We start from the raw sequence: 15,934 nt of genomic DNA, 5'->3' as shown, positions 1-15,934 counted from the left end.
GCAGTCCTTGCTGGTGATGAATCAGAAGCAACGGGATGGACTCTCCTCACCTCGGGATCTTGAGTGTCAGACTGCAAGTGCGAACCTCAGTCAACAGTGAGAAGGAGGCCGGATTCCCGGCGTGGAAGTCCACGCCATCCACCACTTGAGCGTCAATCATTCATAAGCCAAGGCTTCAGTTCCTTGAGATTGGTCACCACGATTTGTTGCGCTTCAGGATTAGTGGTCAGGTTTCTGGGGTCGATCTGATAGCGTTGCAATACATACTTCACCAGCGCCCTGCGACTGGGCACAACTAGCTGGCCATCAACCATGCCGAAGTCGGTTTCGATGATTGACTTCTGCGCCGCGTTCAATCGCCCATCGGCGGCAAATATCACCGGTATTTCGGTGTTCCAGTCTTCATCCAGCTCACGAGTGTTTGGCGATTCGTCGAGCAAATCCGGCTGGCCCCGTAGACGGCTGAGCACAAAGTCGCGGTACTGGGCGTTCTTCTCGCAGTAAGCCCGCACATGCCAGCGCATACCGGTGTAGACCAACGTGTGAGGGGCGATGAGACGAATTTCCACGTTAGGGGTATTGAGCGACACGTACTCGGTTTCCAGGCGCAGGCCATCGCGACACGCTTTGAGCAGCGGGCGTAGTACCTCTGGGCGAATCGGGCGATCCGGGACCTCCAGCACCTTGGTGTGGGCGTAGGCTAGGGCGAGTCCATCGATGTGCGGGGCGCGTTCGTTGTTCTGATAAAGCAGGTGCAAATAGGCGCTGGCGCTGTCGTCGATGAACAGCGGGGTGAACGTCTTGCTGGGTACGTAACCCTTTATTTTTTTGTCATATGTAAGATTTTTGGGCGCATGTTCCGTGATGTAGGTGTTGATGTCCTTGGACGCCTGCTGACGGCTGATGCCGAAGCTCTGTATCAAGTGTCCCGTGGTCAACCGGCCCTCCCACCAGGCAACTGTCTCGATCAAGCGATAGCGAAGTGCCAGGTCCCAGCGGACCTGTTCGATGGATTGTTTGCGTTTCATACCCTCTCCATGTGCGTGAATACTTTACCTGTATAAGTCTACATTCTAGACCTGTCACTTAACACTACATATCTTGTGTCTGGCATTCGAAATGAATTGAAGTCACGGAAGGAAGTGGGCATGAGTATGTCGGAATTGGTTTCGACAGGGGCGTTGGTGATGATGGTGGCAATACTGCTGGTGTTACTGCATCAGTGGTTGAGGTTGCGTGACCTCTGGCAGATGGCTATGGATTGCCAAAAGAGTGCGCGCTGGGCACGGATTTGGGAGGCAGAGAACCGCGAGTTGCGTTCGGCACTGCGCGCTGAAAAAGCACACATCGAGCAGTTGCAAAGAAAGCTGGTGATTTTGCAGGAATTGATCCCGGCTGAGGGATAAGGGAATGGACATGAACAGACTTGAGCTGATCAAAGGTTGCCTGCTGGGTGGCGCTGTCGGTGATGCGCTTGGCGCCCCCGTGGAGTTTCTCGAGTGGCCGCTCATCGAGGCCAGGTTCGGTCCGCAGGGCATGATTGATTTTGCCCCGGCGTATGGCATCACCGGCTCCATCGGCGACAGCACGCAGATGATGCTGTTCACCGCAGAAGGCTTGCTGCGGGCATATGTGCTTGGGAGTTCACGGCAGCCTTGCCATGTCCCCAGCATTATTCATCACGCATTGCTACGTTGGCTGACGACCCAGGATTACCCCTCGCTGATACCGGTCGCCACAGATGGCTGGCTGATCAAGGATGTGGAGCTCTGGTCGAGGCGTGCCCCCGACTCAACTTGCCTGAGTGCACTCAAGGCCAGTGGGTGGCTTGGGGCGGTTGCCGAAAACCACAGCAAAGGCAACGGTGCCTTGGTCCGTGCTGCACCCTGTGCATTCTTTGCCAATGCATTCCACCACGCGGCCCAGTCCGGACGGCTGACGCACGGGCATCCGACATGCTATCTGGCGGCTGGGCTGTTTGCCGACATTCTTCAGCGTGTTGTCGATCGACGCGACAGCCTGGAACACGCAGTGACTCAAAGTCTGGCCAGGTATGGGCAAGTGCCTGGCATGGAAGAAACTCGCAACCTCATCGAGCGCGTGCTGTTGTACTTTTACGAGGGTTACTTGCCCACCCCGCAACGCATCGACGATTTTGGCGGTGGCTGGGTCGCAGAACAGGCGCTGGCCATCGGCCTGTGGTGCGCGCTGACCGCACGATCACTTGAAGAAGGGCTGGTCACGGCGGTCAATCACAGTGGTGACAGCAGCAGTACAGGGCTTGTCGTCGGGCACTTGTTGGGCGCGCAGTATGGCACCGCCACCGTTCCTGCTCGCTGGCTCGAGCGCCTGGAACTGCGTCAGGTGATTACGCAGGTAGCTGAAGATCTTGAACACGTTGCGCATGCGTACTGTGGGCTTGACGGCGAGTTTGATGAGCAGATTGAACTGGCGTATCCGGGGAGTTGAGCACGGTGAAGGCAGTGAACTTGCGCAGCGGAAAAGGAGCTTAAAATGCCGATCAAACCCAGACCCTTCACTTTTGAATGTGAAGGTTGTGGTTGGACGAAAACAGTGGCTCCGCAGAGTGATGCGTTGGCGCCCGGTGAGTGGATCGATCAGTGCCCGAAGTGTGGGAGCAAGGCGCTGAAGATGCGCCCTGCGGGGTGGTTTGCGGGGGCGGTGGCGGAGCTGTTGGCGCGGCGGCGATTTTGAGCGGGTGGCGGATGACCGTAGCACCTGCCTGATCGACTAACGTACAGGCCGGGGATGTGCATCCTGGCCTGTAAGGGCCTGTTATAGGGCAGACCCGGGTTCCCAAAAGTGCGCGTTCAGGCATTTAGCGGCGTATTCGAGTGCGCAGAAAGTCATCAGGCTCGGCAGAGGTTCTCGTGCGAACGAGTTCGCAAGCCTCCAAGGCTTTTCGAGCGGCCAGCTTGAGCTTTCGACGAAGGCCCTCGCATTCATCCACCAGTTTTTCCAGCCCGGAAGAATCGAACATTTGCTCAGATATGGGAAATGCTCGATCTATTCTGTCGAACAACACCGTTCCCCCTATTTCCAGCGCATCGAGCTTGAACCCGTTGAACTCGCCTTTGCGGCTCTCCAGCTGCGCTATATCGGTTTTGAGGGCCTGCTTGTAGGCATCGAACACTGCGTCGAGCTTGCTGGTAACTTTCCCGACCACATCCACTTTACGGTTGATAGAGCGCAGGAACTGGTCAAACGTCCGGCGGCTCGAGGGGTAGTCTTTCTTGCGTGTGGATGAATAGGCGCACATGCCCGCGTATTCGATACCAGCAAAGCTCAGGTCGTCGGCTACCTGATCCATGATCTGGCTAATGTCGTCTTGAGACTTCACATCTGCCTTGTTCAGCACGATGTACAGCGACTCTCCGCGAAACGGCGTGGATTCGATGAACTCGATATCGGACTGGTCGATGGTTCCGGCCGGTCGAGTCCGATGACCCAGACCAGTGCCGATGCCTGATTGACCAGGGAAGCTGCAGTGCTGCGGTCGGAAGCCGCAGCCCCACCCGTATTACCAGGGTTGTAGCCGGGCGTATCGATGATGCACAGGTTGCCGAACAAGTCCGGATCCATGGGAACCTTGACGCTGATGAAGGGCAGGATGCGCCGTAGGTCGAAGCCGAAGGCCTGGACATATTCGTGGCACATGGATGCGTACAGGCTGGGCTCCAGGTCGATGGCCCCTCCGTTATACGAATAGCCCTTGATCCGGGTTTCTTCGGAACATACAACGTAGCTGGGTACCACGGTCACCGGGTTAATGCCAGTCGCCAGTTGCACGCTTGGGTTATGGATGAAGCTGTTGACGAACGCCGACTTGCCGCTACTGAAGCCGCCAGCAATGCTCAGGATGGTTTTGCCGGCAATGCTCGGGAAGTTGTTCAGCATCTGCATCTCGGCGAGAATCGCCTGCATATCGAGCATTGCCTGGGCTTCGCCGGCCAACGACGATTCGCGACTGGCGAACTCCATGTAGTCGTGGTTGATCAGGTCGGCGAATCTATCCAGCTGTTCATTGGTGGGTGGTTGCTGGGCCAGGACTTTGCTCACCAGGGAAAATTTTTCAGTGAGCGACAGGTGTTGCTTGTTGATGTCTGCGTAGTTGTTCTCCAGGTGCTGCTGAGAGGCCTTGAGTTGCTCGGTCAGGCTTTCCAGCAAGTCGACGTTCTGCTCCGTGGACAGTAACTGGTTTTTATGTTCCTCCAGATACGTCTCCAGTTCGGCTATTTGTGCCAGTGCCTGAGCCTTGCGTTCTTCCAGCTCCGCAGCATTGGCCCGTTCTGCCTCCAGCTGGGCAGTGAGCGCTTCATTGTTCGACTCCAGCGAGCCGATTTGCGCAGCCTGCCCGGCGCACTGTTCGGTCAACCGGTGTTGGGCGTCGTTCAATGCTTCGATCTGCTGGCGCGCGTCGGACAGCGTGTGTAGAAGTTCAGCGATACGCTGTTCTTTTTCGATCAGTTCTTGCTTGCGATCTGCCAGGTGCTCTTTAAGGGAGGCGATCTCGGCAAGCGCCTGAACCTTACGCTCTTCCTGCTCTGCCGCATTGACCCGTTCTGCCTGCAACTGGGTGGTGAGCACCTCATTACGCGATTCCAGCGTGCGGATCTGCTCTGCCTGCTCGGCGCACTGATCGGTCAACATCTGTTTGACGTTATTCAGTTCTTCGAGCTGCTGTCTAGTATTGGTCAGCGTGCGCTGAAGCTCTGTGATGCACTGTTCCTTGTCGACAAGCTGCTGCTTGTGATCGGCAAGGTGCTCTTCGAGCCCTGCGATCTGGGCCAAGGCCTGAGCCTGTCGCTCTTCCAGGTCCTTCGTGTAAACCTTGGCCTGGGTCAGCGCGAGCATGGCCTTCTGGAGCTTGCTCTTCTCCTGCGCAAGGGCTTCGGCGGTCGACGCCATGTTGGCTGTTTCAACCTGCAAAGCCTCGGTAAGCGAGTCGTTGCGCGACTTCAGAAAGCCGATTTCGTCGTTCTGGCCAGCGCACTGAGTGGTCAATTGCTGATTAGTGCTAAACAACGTGTCGAGTTGCCACTGGGCATCGTCCAGATGCCCCTTAAGTTCAGTTGCCAACTTCTTACGCTTGAACTGCCAGAACCGGGAGAGCGACTCCAGCGTCGATCGTGCCTGTTCATTGATACTTGGCGGGTTGCTCACAGGGTGACCTCTTCGGCCTTGCGCGCCAGACGTTCAAGCCGATCAATGGTTTGAGCCGCGTTGTCGACCTGATCCTTGAGCACATTGATCCTGCGTTGAATCTCGTCGACGAACGAATCGGAGATGGTGGAAGGCGCTTTGCGCTCAACATCGTTGATAAACGAACTGATCTTGCTTTTGACCTTGCTGCCCAACGAACCGATGAAGTCATCGGCTGCGTCCTTGAAGCGTTCAGCTTCGTAGCCCTTGAGCGTGCCGTTGCTTTTCAGGCTCTCGGGCAAAGGAATGCTCAGGTCAAAGTCATCATCTGGAATAGAATCAATGATTGAGTTAATCGCGAGCTTGATCATTTGCCCATTGGCATCTTGTTCAAGTACCTCACGGATCTTCGGGGTGAGGTTCCGGGCCAGTTCTTCGTTCAATCCACGGTGAGAGCTCTCCACCTTGGCACCCAGCTCATCTTGGATGTCGTTCATGAACTCGTTGATGGTGGAGATGACTTGGCTACTGATGATCTTGGCGCGGACGACCGTTTTTTCTGTAGTACCGCCACCCCATAGTTTGCGGGCAATCCAACTTCCAACCCCGTCGTTGTCGACTGTAATGGTTTCACTGAAAGAGCCTTCCGCGTCTTTAACAGTGGACTGTGTCTCACGGAGCAATTGCGCAGCTATCTTGCGCATGTCGTCACGCAACTTCTGGCGGTAGTCAGCCATGGTGTATTTGAAGCTGACATCCAGTTCCAGCGAGAGATCCAGTCGCTTCGACTCCAACGAAGCCAGCTGCTCGTCCAGCTGATCCACATTGGCGTTCTTGATCTGGATGACTTGGTTACGCGCCAAGTTGATGAGCAGCGCCTTGAATGCCTCAAGGTTCTTTTGTTTGCGAACCATTAGGTTGGCGATTTTTTCGCGTGTGATCTCAGCTTTCTTCTCACGCACCTGTGCAAGCATGGCGTTGATCGCGTCAATATTCGCCAGGCTGTCCAGGCTGCTCAACGACAGTTCCTGATTATCGCGGGTGAAGTAATCCGGGTAATCGGTGGACAGGTTGTCCCACGTCACCTGCTCGTTCGAGTCCCAGGTTTCTTGCGAGTTGAAGCGGCGGTTGAGGCTGTGGCACAAGCCTGAGCTATGCAGCAGGTTACGGTGCACCGAGCCGATCAGGTTGTCGAACACCGAGCCTACCTCCGGGCTGCTCAGCTTGAGGTCTGTCAGGGTGCTCTGCGCCCGCGCCGACAGTTGGGTGCGGATGGCTTCCACTGCATCGCTCAAGCGCGCGCGCTTTTCGCTGCCGTACAGCTGTGTGTCGATCTGGCTGGCAACCAGTACCAGTTCCTGAATGCCTTCCTTTTGGGTAATACGCCCCATCACCTCAAGGTCTTGCTCATTGAGGAACTGGCCGGCCGGGCTGACGATGAACACCACGTCGCAGGTTTTCAGCAGTTCGACCGTGCGCTCTTCGCGCGACTGGACCGGATCGTTCATGCCGGGGGTATCGATTATGCAGATATCGCGCAGCGCCTCGAGCGGCATGGCGACATGAACCGTCTTGGTGAACGGCATGTACGTGCCGTCGGCACCTACATAGTTGTGCAAACGAGCCGCCAGCTCTTTCGGGTTACCTGCCTGAATCTCGCTGTGCAAGTGCAGAGTGGCCGCATCGAGACCAGACCTCTTCATACGCTGGTACTGGTCGTATGCCGCGAACAAGCCTTCTTCGCGTTGCAGTTCACTCATGGCTTTTTTATCGGCCATGAGCGTCAGCTGCGCCATATCGAGGGGCGCGTCATTGGCCTGGGCGTTACGGCGCTTCACCAGCTCTTCCAGGCATTCGCGCTTGCGCGCGGCCAGCCGTTGCTCGAACTGGTCCGACTTGAAGCGGATCGCGGCGATATCCGTTTCGCTGTAGAACTCGACTTTGGCCTGGAACACTTCGCCCCAGGTGATGGTGGTCAACGCAGCAGTCATGGGCGTTGCGGCTTTGGGTAGGATCGGCTCGCCATCAAAGATCAACGCATTGAGCAGTGACGACTTTCCAGCTTTCACGCGACCGACAATACCGATGTTCATCAGCCGGTTCTGGTCTTGCAGAGTCTGGCATGCTTGCGCGAGCTGTTGCGGTTGGTCGATGCCGTTTAGCCGCTTGAATTGCTCGATTTCGCGCTCAAACAGGTCCTGGTTACTTGCGGCCAGTGTGTGCAAGTTTTCGCTAAAAGCGACGAGTGATTGGTAATCCATTAGGTCGTCCGCCTTACTTGTAGAGGTGTTCGTTTGCAGCGGCTTTTACTGCGTTAGCAAGGTTTTCCAGAACAGCGGTCTTTTCGCTGATCTGAGCTTCAAGCTGCAGGCTTTCTTGTGCGATTGAGTCGATTACGTGTTTTTGCTTGTTGATCTGCTCTTCGAAGCCGTCGCTGATCTTCTTCAGCATGGCGTTGAGCTGTTCGTCGATAATTGCCGGAATCTTTCCGCGCAGTTCCGCCTTGATGTTGGGGAATACTTCGCCGGTCAGTTTCTGGCGAAACGTCTCGCGCTCGTTACCGCCGCCTTTAAACATCTTGAGGATTTCGGGCAGGAAAATGATCACCAGCTCTACCAGTGGATTGACCACGGTGGTGGTGACGGCGAGCACGGTTGAAAGGCTGCGATAGAGCATGACGCCGCTTTTTTTGTCGTCCTCGGCCCGGTTGCTCAGGCGTGTAGACCAGTCGCTGAGCATTTCCGTGGTGCGTTCCAGCGAGAACTTGACCTTGTTGGAAAGCTCTTCGCTCCAGTTACCACTGATGTCCAGCACAGACATCTGGCTGCTGGTGGCACTCAGGTTACTGGCAATCCGGTCGACCATGCTGGTGGAGATGTCCTGCACTTCAGATTTGATCGTGCTGGCCAGGCTGCTGCGGATGATGTCGGAGAGGGCATTCGACAGGGCGCTCGAGTTCTTGCTGCTGCCCAGCGTGACCAGTTCGTCCAGGGAATCATTCAGCGCGTTGTCCAGACCGCGCAGGCTACGGTCGAGCATTTTCCCCGAGTAGCGATCCTTCAGGTCCGACTCCACATCCTTGCGTTGCTCCAGCAGCTTGACCAAGGCCTGTTCGAGTGCGCGCGCGGTTTGCTCGCTCTCGGTCTTGTCCTTTTTCAGCATGCTCAGCGCTAGGTTGATCTGCGCCAGCAATTCAAAGTTCTGATCCTTGAGGATGTCGATGAACAGACGCGAGAACAGCGCGTCGGGCTGCAAGGCGGTCAACGCACGCGTTAGTTCTTCGCCGCCCCGGTTGCCGAGCGTAATGCTGCGGCAATGCTCGCCGAAATACACCCCGAGCTGGTCGTCAATGTAAGCCTGCACGTCTTCCACTTGGTCGGCGGCGCGCAGATTACATTTACTTAGTAGGAACGTGAAGTCCGTGTTATAGGTTTTCAGCTCGTCGAGTTTGCGCAGCATCGATTGCGTAATGTTGCCGTCCTCGATGCTGGTCAGCACCACAAAATGCACACCGCGCGGCAGGTAGTAAGCAATCGCCTTGTTGTGGTTTTCCAGCGATGAGCCAAACCCGGGCATGTCGACCAGTACCAGAGGCGCAATGGCTTTCAACGCCTCGCTGTCGAGGTACAGGCGCAAATGTGAAAACTCGCTGGAGCGACGATTGATTGAGCTCAACGCTTCGACAGGCAAGCGTTCCTGCACACCATCGGGCTTGATCGCCAGCAGATAGGGCTCGGAGGAATAACGCAGTTCGGTCGCCAGTTCAGTTTCCGGCGCAATCCCAACCGGCAATATGTCCTTGCCCATCAGCGCGTTCAAAAGTGAGCTCTTACCGGCGCTGAAGGCCCCGATTACGGGAACTACAAGCTCGGTCTCCATTACTTTGGGGAGCAGTGACTGATCGAATGAAAACGCTTGGCCGTTGAGCAGCGCCTGCATTTTCTTCAAGTAGGTGGCGAACGCTTTCTGGCTGTCGAGCATGGTGATAATCCTTTAAGTGTTGAGGGGCTGCGCGAAGCCTCGGCATAGAGGGCACTGAGGCTTAAGCGTTGGGATATTCAGGGTACTGTTGGTTTTTAATTCGTCGTGCGAGAAGGGCTCCGGCCCGCCGTTCACCAGGTCAGCGCGTCACTGCTTAGCGTCGGTCCAAAAGCATTGAGTGCAATTGAAGGCGTGGGGCAAAGGCATGAACACGTCCTTGTTTATAGGGTATTGATCGCGCATGTCCTGTAACTGACGTCATATCGCTTCCCGGATGAGATGGCGTTGGGTAAATCCTATAGATCGGCGCGATGTGATTTGCCTGCATGATGGCACTTTGATTCGGTATCGTAAACTGTCAACAAAACGCCCATATTCCGACGATTTCTTCAGCGGAAAGACGCATTCTCAAGCCCTTGTGCGGAGGTGCATGCCTGAAAGTTTTACCTGTGTATTTAACCAGTATTTAGGCGTTATTCGTTTTACAGCTAGCGGGGTGGGGGAGAACGAAAGCAGGCCAAGTTTTTTGCTCGACAGTGAGCGTGTGGCGCTGCAATTATTTTTTTGGTGATGTCTTATTGATATTGTGCCGGTCGCGTTTTGGGTGGTGGGCCTCGCTTGGTTATCCCGCGAGCTGACAGGAGCAGCAATTAATTGTGGTTGTTATTGGTCTCGTCATCGCATTGATCGGCTTTGCGATAATGTCCCGTCCTTTCAAGATTGGTTTCGGCCTCTATTTGGCCTTCCTGGCTTACTACATCTACCTGTATGGCGGTAAAGGGGGGGTTGGAAGAGGCGTCCACTGCATTTTCACTCGTGTCTGGGGCGGTAGCCCTGCTAGTGCGCCAGTTGCAGGTGAGGAAGAGCTCGAGTACAGCGAGGCGTTTGCTGCGATGATTCTAGAGCAAGAGGAAAGTGGCTTTCAGAAAATGGATGCTGACGACTTGCTCGCGTTACTCGAGCGCAAGCTCAGCGAGACTAGGAGCGGGGGATAGGCTGCGCTCGCGGCAAGGGCGAGATCAGGTTCGATCTCCCGTGCCTGGCCAGCGGCATGGCTGGTCAGGCATTTTGCAGAGTGCTAACGCAGCCCTTCGTTGTTCAGTTGCAAGCGCGCATAGAACAGAATTGCGACCGCTGGAATCAACGCAGAGTAGCCGGGTTTGACCGCGCTTTTCAGGTTGGTGACTGCGGCCTTGATGCGTTCGGTCGAGATCAGCCCGGTCAGCGACGGAAGCATTGATATTGAGGCCAGTGCCAATCCATTGCTCTCGCTCGACAATGCCGAGCTGCTGTTTCGATACACAGGCGCCGGTGGCTCCGGAGTCGAGAAATAGGAGGTAATGGTCAGGCTGGCGGCCAGGCTATCGACCTGTTCGAAGTAGCCTTTCTCTGTCATGGCCGCCATATGCTCAGTAATCTCCTGTCGCGAAGCAAGCACATGAGCCTCACCGAACGAAGAGCGGAAACACGTGCTGATCAGTAGCGCTTCCATCTCCACCACCTGCGCACAGTTGTGTAACTCGCTCAGCAGATCGTAATGCTCCGCCAGCATCAACAGAATCTGCACATACTTCAGGCCCCGGCCGCGTGCCACGTTGACCAGGCAGTGCCCGCCCAGAAGTTGGAATTCCTTGCTCAGCAGGTAGAGCGAATGATCGGTTTCCAGCGTCGTCCAGCTGCTGCTACGCAAGTGCTTGGCGAATTGGCCGCGGATGCGGTCGCTGGTCAGTTCGAGCAGGTCGTACAGAAAGTGGTCGGTTACCACAGGATCGGGGTTCTTGATGATGGGGTGGGGCTGAAGAGAAACGGGTAGGCCACTTTGGTAACTGTGGAAACCTGATTCTCTCAGTACCTGCTCCAGTCGCGGCCAATAGTCCGTGTGGCCGAAAGATTCCATGCGCACATTTTTGCAGTTGGCAACTGGTTGGCGGCCGGCGCTGTTTTCCCCGATATTCAACCGCAGAATGTCATCATCTTTTGAGTAAGCGTTGTACAGCTTGCAGTTGGTGCGCTTGCGGATGGCACGCGCCTCATTGCCCGACAGTTCGGTAGCTGCGGCCATCAACAGCACGTCGCCGATTTCGAGGTCGTGATTGGCGGGCTTGTGCAGCATGTCGAGCAGCGCACTGACGACGACCCGTCCGCCAAGTGAATGCCCGACCAGGTTGATCTTCGACACGTAAGGATGAAATTCGAGGAGGTAGCGCTCGAGTTGTGACAGCAGTGTCTTGCCCATGGCGGTTGCGCGTTTGCGACTGCTGTTGAAGTGCACGGCGCGGTCGACCACTGCAGCCGCAGCGCCCGCTAAGACATTGACCCGGGTGATCGCCGACACTCCGCCGCTGGACAACGCATCGAACTGACTCCAGTGACCCGACGGCCAGAAAGCAAAGATGTTGACGCAGTTGTGCAGGGACGAAGGGATGCACTTTCGCAGCGCGCACCGGTCTTCCATGTCGTGGCCGGCGGAGTAGCCATGGATGAAGACGTTTGCGACCTCTCCTGAACGGTGAGGGAGGCTCAGGAATTTGAATGTATGGCTCACGTGACGGGGTATCCGAGACTGTAAGGTGCGACGTTGATCAAAAATAGCTCGCAATGCCGCTACGAGCATCCTCATCCTCGACGGTCGCCAGTTGGTAGGGGCTTTCTGGTATGAGCTCGGGGGTACTCTTTTAGCGCAAGCGCTGTCGTTTACACTGGATAACAAGCATCGCCGCGCTTATCGCTTGCCGATACCCAGGCCATTGGTAATCCGGCATTTCGTAGGCTCGAGACCACCCCAATGGTTGGACGGATAACGACCGGCGTTCACTACCGTACCTTCCGTCGTTTGGACTTCTAGCACGGCATTCCAAAGCGACACTCTGGGCGCTTCCAAGAAGGGGTCTAGACACAAAAAGTGAGTCACTATGGTTTTGGCCCGACCTTCCGGACCGTCAATCACCTGACTCTGATAGCCGACCACCAATAGCCAATGACCCTCGCCGCCTGGCCAGTCCACGCCGACAATCGTTGAGTACCCAGCGGTTACCGCTGCGACCAAATCAGTGACAAGTGAACGGGTAGTGCCGTTGAATTTCTTCAGGCTGAGCTGGTTACGAAAGCAATCCAGTAACCAATCCAGGTCGTACTCGTCGGTGCCGTTATTGATTAGCCCACCGAACTCAATCAACCGGTTATAAAATTTTCCCAATCGGGTTCGACCATCGTGCAACCCCATGTAACTCGCTTCAAAGCGGGTAACAATGCCATTGGCTACCAGTGCCATCATCAAGCTATAGGGGCCACAGGCCCCGTCGAGATCCCCCTGGCGGAAGTGCACCGCCTCGCCGGCTTCGTTCACCGGTCCAGATCGCGAAAGGGAAAGCTGAGGCATTACATTCATTACGTTCAAGGGGGAGCGTCCGATGCAAAGGCGAGCGGTAGAAGCGGTACCGCGACTCGCAAAAGGGAAAACGATAGCAGTTGATGATGGCTAATCGCCTTGCGTCTGTCGAGTATCAGTTATGATCAATTGCATTCCAAAAGGCTATCACCCTTGCTGCATTTTTACCCCAATCTAGGATGGTGCGCGAACCAATATGCCAACCATGTGGATGATTCGAGGTGACGGAGGCCGTCTTTACGACCATCCCTTTCAAGGTCCTTTCGTTTTGGCATCCTTGATGACCCTATCTGTTGAAACCCCGCCCGTTCCAATAAGCGCAAAGCTGGTAAAGTGCCACCCGCCAGATAGACGTGGTGGCGTCCTCGACGGACGTTATCACTGCTGAAAATGCATCGGCTCATGCCGCGACTGAGCGGTAATGAATTGATCAGCGGAGTGCCGATCTGTCTGGGTTTATTAGGCGATCGATTTATCTTAATGCAGTTTTCTGTGTACCTAGTGCCCTGACAAGGATTGCACCAATGCAACTGACCCAAGCCCCAGCCCCCGGTGCACGTGCAGTGATCCGCGATGAAGAGTGGATTATCCAGAATGCCGACCAATGCAATCTTGGTGGCTGGCAGCTCTCCTGCATAGGCGTGTCGGAAACCGTGCGCAATCGTCATGCGCTTTTCCTCACTGAACTCGAAGGCGTCACGCTGATTGACCCAGCAAAGACTGAGCTGGTGTACGACGAATCGCCCACATTTATTGCTTCGCGGCTGTTTATCGAGGCGCGTCTGCGTCAGTCGGCGCTGCAAAGCGAGTCGGTAGTGATTGGTCAGCATGGGGTCATGGATGCGCTGCCGTTTCAGTTGCAGCCCGCTCATCAGGTCTTGCAGCAGCTGCGCCCGCGCTTGCTCATTGCGGATACAGTAGGCCTAGGTAAAACCCTTGAGGCCGGCATCCTTACTGCTGAGTTGATGCGCAGAGGTAAAGCGCGCCGCATTTTGGTGGTCACTACCAAAAGTATGATGCGCCAGTTTCAGCAGGAGTTCTGGAACCGCTTTACCATCCCGCTCACCCGCCTGGACTCAGCCGGTATTCAGCGCATTCGTCGCGATATCCCTGCCAATCACAATCCCTTCAACTACTTCGACCGCACCATAATCTCGGTCGATACCTTGAAGCGCGACAGCGAGTACCGGCACTACCTGGAAAGCGCCTGGTGGGATCTGATCATCATCGACGAAGCCCACAACGTTTCCTACAAGGGCAATCGTACCCAAAGTAATCGCTTGGCTGAGTTACTCTCGCAACGCTCCGATGCACTGATCTTGCTCACCGCCACGCCGCACAACGGCAAAAAAGACAGCTTCGCCAGCCTCGTGCGCATGCTCGACCCCACGGTGCTACCAGCAGGGGCCGACTACACCCGTGAGGATGTCGATCACCTCTTTGTTCGCCGTTTCAAGAAAGACGTGCGCGAGCAGATGACGCAGGAGTTCCCAGAGCGAGAAGTGTTTCGTTTGGCCTGCGCCGCAAGCCCGGCGGAAAACCTCGCCTTCGATGCCCTAGCCGAGCTCAAACTTAATAGCGACGGGACCGGTGCGCGCGACGGTGCCATGTTGTTCCGCACCGTGCTGGAAAAGGCGCTGTTCTCTTCCCCGGCAGCCTGCCTACAAACGCTGAAAGAGCGCATCCGAAAGCTCGAGGTAAAAGACGCACGCCATCCTGATCTTGAGGGGCTGCGTGATCTTCAAGTTCTGGTGCAGGCCATCAGTGCCGACAAATTCAGCAAATTCCAGCACCTCATCAGCCAGCTCAAACAAGGTCAGCACTGGCGTTGGGATGGCAAAGATCCAAGTGACCGCCTGGTGATCTTCACCGAGCGAGTGGAAACACTGAAATTCCTCCAGCTAGAGCTGCCCAAGGCCTTGGGGTTAAAAGACAACGCCGTAGCCATCCTGCACGGCCAATTGCCTGACCAGGACATCCAGCAGGCGGTCGAAGATTTCGGCAAAACCCATTCGCCCCTGCGCCTGCTGATTGCCTCGGATGTGGCCTCCGAAGGTCTTAACCTGCACTACCAAGCTCATCGGCTGATCCACTTCGATATTTCCTGGTCACTGATGGTGTTCCAGCAGCGCAATGGTCGTGTGGATCGATATGGTCAACTGCATGCCCCGAAAATCGGCTACCTGCTGACAGAACCTCGCCACGAGAGAATTCGCGGTGACTTGCGCTACCTGGAAATCCTGATTGCTAAGGACGTGCAGGCGGCGAAGAATATCGGCGATCCATCAGCCTTTATGGGGCTGTATGACGAGGAGCTGGAAGCCTTCGAAGTGGCCAAGGCCATTGAAGGCAACCGCCCTGTCGAGGAATTCGCCGCGCTACTGGCTGGGGATGATATCGACCCTTTCGAAGCCCTGTGGGGCGCGAACGTACCCGGCACTGATAGCGTTGCGCCCGCCAGCACAGCAGTGCTCATGGTGCCCACTGCTGAACTCACCAGTCTGTTTAACGACAGCTACATTTACCTTCGCGATGCCTTGCGCTGGCTGGCGCAACAGTCGCCGCGCGAACATGCTGCAATCAAAACGGATGATGCCAGCCGCACGCTGAGCTTCCAGCCCAGTCGCGACCTTGCCCAGGTGCTCAAGCGTGATCTGGCCAGCGAAATGTGGCCGAACGATAATACCTTTGCCTTGAGCGCCGATAAGGCTGTGGTTGAAGAGGCCATCAAACAGGCGCGCGACACCAATGCCTGGCCGCAGCTGCACTACCTCTGGGCGCTCAACCCAATTGCCCAGTGGCTCGACTACAAACTTATGGCACTGTTTCGTCGCCAGCGTGCGCCGCTGCTGCGCGTTGCGAAGGGGCTGACCGCAGGCGAAGCCATCGTGCTGGTGCTCGCCCAGGTGCCCAATCGCCGGGGTCAAGCCGTGCTAGCCGAGTGGCTCGGTGTACAGCTCGATGCTGCTGGGCAGGTGGTAGGCGTACTCAGCCTGGCGGAAACACTACAGCGCACAGGACTCACCAGCACCGCGAAAGCCCAGGCCAACGATGGTCAGGCGCCCGACAGCCGTGCCCTGCAAAGTGCACTACCGGCGGTTATTCAGGCAGCTGAAAAACACATCAAACCGATCAAGCAGGCCTTCGATGCCAACTGCCGCCAACGTCTGGAGCGCGAGTTGGCCAAACTGCAAACCCTGCAGCTCAAACACAACGAACAGCTGGAAATCGATTTCGCCAAGGGTATAGAACAGGTCATCGCAGCCAAACGTAAGCAGAAAGAAAGCGCCACCGCAGACCTGTTCAGCAACTACCAACAATGGATTCGCGACACCCTGCAACTGGATGACCGCGCTCAGTTCACCGTTGTTGCCGCACTGATGGCTTAAGGAAGGAATACAG

11 protein-coding genes are annotated in these 15,934 nt (G+C 56.0%); 4 read left to right on the top strand and 7 right to left on the bottom strand.

What is annotated here, in order from left to right; all coding sequences use genetic code 11:
• Positions 1–152: 152 nt before the first annotated feature.
• Positions 153–1,028, bottom strand: a complete 876-nt coding sequence (locus JWR98_RS01685) for a BrxR family helix-turn-helix transcriptional regulator (protein ID WP_057711074.1) — start codon at positions 1,026–1,028, stop codon at positions 153–155.
• Between the two features lie 120 nt (positions 1,029–1,148).
• Here JWR98_RS01685 and JWR98_RS01680 point away from each other — a divergent pair, with 120 nt between their 5' ends.
• Together JWR98_RS01680 and JWR98_RS01675 are read left to right on the top strand one after the other, a co-directional pair.
• A complete protein-coding gene (locus tag JWR98_RS01680) occupies positions 1,149–1,406 on the top strand; it encodes a hypothetical protein (RefSeq protein ID WP_015093398.1) in 258 nt (85 codons plus the stop codon).
• Between the two features lie 10 nt (positions 1,407–1,416).
• Complete coding sequence (locus tag JWR98_RS01675; protein ID WP_057711138.1) at positions 1,417–2,469, top strand: ADP-ribosylglycohydrolase family protein; 1,053 nt, start codon at positions 1,417–1,419, stop codon at positions 2,467–2,469.
• 370 nt (positions 2,470–2,839) lie between these two features.
• Here the strand turns inward: JWR98_RS01675 and JWR98_RS01670 are convergent, their stop codons facing one another.
• The 4 genes from JWR98_RS01670 to JWR98_RS01655 are packed head-to-tail and all read right to left on the bottom strand — an operon-like array spanning position 2,840 to position 9,144.
• Positions 2,840–3,379, bottom strand: coding sequence for a hypothetical protein (locus JWR98_RS01670; protein WP_205489182.1), 540 nt, complete (start codon positions 3,377–3,379; stop codon positions 2,840–2,842).
• A complete protein-coding gene (locus JWR98_RS01665) occupies positions 3,373–5,184 on the bottom strand; it encodes a hypothetical protein (protein ID WP_205489181.1) in 1,812 nt (603 codons plus the stop codon). Before JWR98_RS01665 ends, JWR98_RS01670 begins: the two co-directional genes overlap by 7 nt.
• Positions 5,181–7,388, bottom strand: a complete 2,208-nt coding sequence (locus tag JWR98_RS01660; protein ID WP_205489180.1) for a dynamin family protein — start codon at positions 7,386–7,388, stop codon at positions 5,181–5,183. The genes JWR98_RS01665 and JWR98_RS01660 overlap by 4 nt, the downstream gene beginning before the upstream one ends.
• A gap of 49 nt (positions 7,389–7,437) precedes the next feature.
• Positions 7,438–9,144, bottom strand: a complete 1,707-nt coding sequence (locus JWR98_RS01655; protein WP_205489179.1) for a dynamin family protein — start codon at positions 9,142–9,144, stop codon at positions 7,438–7,440.
• A gap of 656 nt (positions 9,145–9,800) precedes the next feature.
• Between JWR98_RS01655 and JWR98_RS29210 the strand changes: the two genes are divergently transcribed.
• Positions 9,801–10,139, top strand: coding sequence for a hypothetical protein (locus JWR98_RS29210; protein ID WP_341869702.1), 339 nt, complete (start codon positions 9,801–9,803; stop codon positions 10,137–10,139).
• Between the two features lie 83 nt (positions 10,140–10,222).
• Here the strand turns inward: JWR98_RS29210 and JWR98_RS01645 are convergent, their stop codons facing one another.
• Both JWR98_RS01645 and JWR98_RS01640 read right to left on the bottom strand, forming a co-directional pair.
• Positions 10,223–11,689 carry a DUF726 domain-containing protein gene (locus JWR98_RS01645; RefSeq protein ID WP_205489178.1) on the bottom strand — a complete coding sequence of 489 codons (1,467 nt, stop codon included), beginning with the start codon at positions 11,687–11,689 and terminating at the stop codon, positions 10,223–10,225.
• 177 nt (positions 11,690–11,866) lie between these two features.
• Positions 11,867–12,490: a hypothetical protein gene (locus tag JWR98_RS01640; RefSeq protein ID WP_205489177.1), complete on the bottom strand. Its 624-nt coding sequence runs from the start codon at positions 12,488–12,490 to the stop codon at positions 11,867–11,869.
• Positions 12,491–13,056: 566 nt separating this feature from the next.
• Here JWR98_RS01640 and JWR98_RS01635 point away from each other — a divergent pair.
• Positions 13,057–15,921: a DEAD/DEAH box helicase gene (locus tag JWR98_RS01635; RefSeq protein ID WP_205489176.1), complete on the top strand. Its 2,865-nt coding sequence runs from the start codon at positions 13,057–13,059 to the stop codon at positions 15,919–15,921.
• Positions 15,922–15,934: the final 13 nt, after the last annotated feature.

Source organism: Pseudomonas lactucae (assembly GCF_016937615.1).
Taxonomy (GTDB): Bacteria; Pseudomonadota; Gammaproteobacteria; order Pseudomonadales; family Pseudomonadaceae; genus Aquipseudomonas; species Aquipseudomonas lactucae.
This window is presented reverse-complemented; position numbering and strand designations above follow the sequence as displayed.

Excerpts from the sequence above, each read along its gene's own strand:
- JWR98_RS01685 (WP_057711074.1), bottom strand. The coding sequence starts at position 1,028 with ATGAAACGCAAACAATCCATCGAACAGGTCCGCTGGGACCTGGCACTT.
- JWR98_RS01680 (WP_015093398.1), top strand. The coding sequence starts at position 1,149 with ATGAGTATGTCGGAATTGGTTTCGACAGGGGCGTTGGTGATGATGGTG.
- JWR98_RS01675 (WP_057711138.1), top strand. The coding sequence starts at position 1,417 with ATGAACAGACTTGAGCTGATCAAAGGTTGCCTGCTGGGTGGCGCTGTC.
- JWR98_RS01655 (WP_205489179.1), bottom strand. The coding sequence starts at position 9,144 with ATGCTCGACAGCCAGAAAGCGTTCGCCACCTACTTGAAGAAAATGCAG.
- JWR98_RS01635 (WP_205489176.1), top strand. The coding sequence starts at position 13,057 with ATGCAACTGACCCAAGCCCCAGCCCCCGGTGCACGTGCAGTGATCCGC.